Annotated in this window: 2 protein-coding genes; one reads left to right on the top strand and one right to left on the bottom strand. The window is 60.6% G+C overall.

Features of this window, described 5'->3' with window-relative positions; all coding sequences use genetic code 11:
* A complete protein-coding gene (locus A9X00_RS12935) occupies positions 1–861 on the top strand; it encodes a cyclopropane mycolic acid synthase family methyltransferase (RefSeq protein WP_067153513.1) in 861 nt (286 codons plus the stop codon).
* 9 nt (positions 862–870) lie between these two features.
* Here A9X00_RS12935 and A9X00_RS12930 read toward each other — a convergent pair.
* The coding region (locus A9X00_RS12930) for a class I SAM-dependent methyltransferase (protein WP_067153302.1) at positions 871–1,473 on the bottom strand (603 nt) is incomplete at its 5' end.

Here is a 1,473-nt window from a genome sequence, read left to right as displayed (position 1 = left end):
ATGACTTCGTTGGAGCCGTATTACGAAGAATCGCAATCTATCTACGATGTCTCGGACGAGTTTTTTGCGCTGTTCCTAGACCCGACAATGGGCTACACCTGCGCTTACTTCGAGCGGGACGATATGACCCTCGAGGAAGCGCAGAATGCAAAGTTCGACCTGGCGCTGGGAAAGCTGAACCTCGAGCCCGGGATGACGTTGCTCGACGTCGGCTGCGGCTGGGGCGGCGCGCTGCAACGGGCGGTCGAGAAGTTCGATGTCAACGTCGTGGGCCTGACGCTGTCGGAGAACCAGGCCGAGCACGTCCAGCAGATGTTCGACCAGCTGGAAACGAACCGCTCGGCCCAGGTGTTGCTGGAGGGCTGGGAGAAGTTCGACGAGCCCGTCGACCGAATCGTCTCGATCGGCGCCTTCGAGCACTTCGGCCGCCAACGCTGGGGCCACTTCTTCAAGATGGCCTACCGGGTGCTGCCGGCCGACGGGGTCATGCTGCTGCACACCATCTCGCGGCCGACCTTCAAAGAGGCCAGGGCGCAGGGCACCCCGTTGACCCACGAGGTCGTCCACTTCACCCAGTTCATCCTGGCCGAGATCTTCCCGGGTGGCTGGCTGCCGACGATCCCGTCGGTCGAAGAGCATGCCGCCGACGCCGGGTTCAAGGTGACCCGGATCCAGTCGTTGCAGCTGCACTACGCCAGGACGCTGGAAATCTGGGCCGCGGCGCTCGAGTCCAACAAGGACAAGGCCATCGCGATCCAGTCGGAAAAGGTTTACGACCGGTACATGAAGTACCTGACCGGCTGCGCCAAGCTGTTCCGCCAGGGCTACACGGACGTCAACCAGTTCACGTGTGAGAAGTAGCCGGGCCGGCTACTTGGCCAGCGTGAACTGGCCGACGTTGCTGATGCCCTTGCGGAAGAAGTCCTCGCACCCCGTCAAGTAGTGCATATAGCGCTCGTAGACTTCCTCGGACTGGATGGCGATCGCTTTTTCTTTGTTCGCCTCCAGGTTGGCCGCCCAAATATTCAGCGTCCGTTCATAATGCTCGCGCAGCAATTGCACTTTTTCGACGCTGAATCTGGCCGCCTGCGCCAGTGAGAAAATATCTTCCTGCGCCGGCAGCTGCCCACCCGGGAAGATTTCCGTGTAGATAAATCGCGTGAACCGCACGTCGCTCATCGTCAAAGCGATGCCGCGCTCGTGCATCTGCTTCTGTGAATGCGCCAAAATTGTGTGCAAGAGCATCCTGCCGTCGTCGGGAAGGATGTCGTAGGCGCGGTCGAAAAACGCGGGCCAACGGTCGGCTTTGAAGGCCTCGAACGCGCCTATGCTGACGATCCGGTCGACCTTGTCGTCGAACTCTTCCCAGCCCTGCAACCGCACTTCGACGTCGCGCTCGGTCGGGATCCCCGCCAGCCTGGTTTTGCTGTACTCGAACTGGTTGCGGCTGAGGGTAATTCCGATCACGTTGAC

The organism is Mycobacterium sp. 1245805.9 (assembly GCF_001672915.1).
Lineage (GTDB): Bacteria > Actinomycetota > Actinomycetes > Mycobacteriales > Mycobacteriaceae > Mycobacterium.
Note: the sequence above shows the minus strand (reverse complement) of the source record. Positions and strands in the feature narration are given on the sequence as shown.